The organism is Undibacterium sp. Ji83W (genome assembly GCF_049340385.1).
Classification (GTDB): Bacteria; Pseudomonadota; Gammaproteobacteria; order Burkholderiales; family Burkholderiaceae_D; genus Undibacterium.
The window spans coordinates 1-664 of sequence record NZ_JBMPOZ010000066.1 but is presented as its reverse complement, the minus strand read 5'-3'; the positions used below and the strand labels follow the sequence as shown (position 1 = coordinate 664).

Below are 664 nucleotides of genomic sequence, written 5' to 3'. Positions count from 1 at the left end.
GGGGTGGAGGGACAACGCTGCGCATCTGCAGTTTTCACTGACAGACTCGATTAGAACTCTCCCACCCCACCTCTTCAACGTCGATGAGGAATCCAGCGGTCAATAGGCCTGCCAACCAATACCGCCGATATGTGCAAGCTAACGTGAAGAAGTGGCCACCCCAACATTCTCACTTTAACGATAAGGAGGCAATCATGCAATCCCCGTTATTCATAGGTGTTGATGTGGCGAAATCTGAGGTCGTTGTCGCCTGCTCTGAAAGCAGTTTCCCGGTGCATGGTATTGCGAATGAATTAGCTGCTTTAAAGAAATTCCTGAAACAACTGCCACCTGGCTCTTCTATTGCGATGGAGGCAACTGGCACCTATCATCAGGTGCTGGCTGACCTGGCTTTCCAGATGGGCTTGCATGTTTATGTACTCAATCCTAAAGATACCCGTCATTATGCAAAAGGAGTCGGGGCGCGTGCCAAGACTGACAACGTCGATGCCATGCTCATTGCACGTTACCTGGCACATGAAGTCAAGGAACTGCGTCGTTATGAACCGGCTACGCCGGAGCAACGCACGATGGATGAGCTGCTTAAACGCAGGGCTAAAATTGTTTCTCTGAAGACGGCTTTACGCCTGACCTGTGATGGAGCGCCGTCACTAAAAGTGAAGGC

At 50.9% G+C, this 664-nt stretch carries 1 protein-coding gene; it reads left to right on the top strand.

Going from position 1 to position 664, the window contains the following annotated elements:
• Positions 1 to 194: 194 nt before the first annotated feature.
• The coding region (locus ACO0LD_RS31760) for an IS110 family transposase (RefSeq protein WP_423013530.1) at positions 195 to 664 on the top strand (470 nt) is incomplete at its 3' end.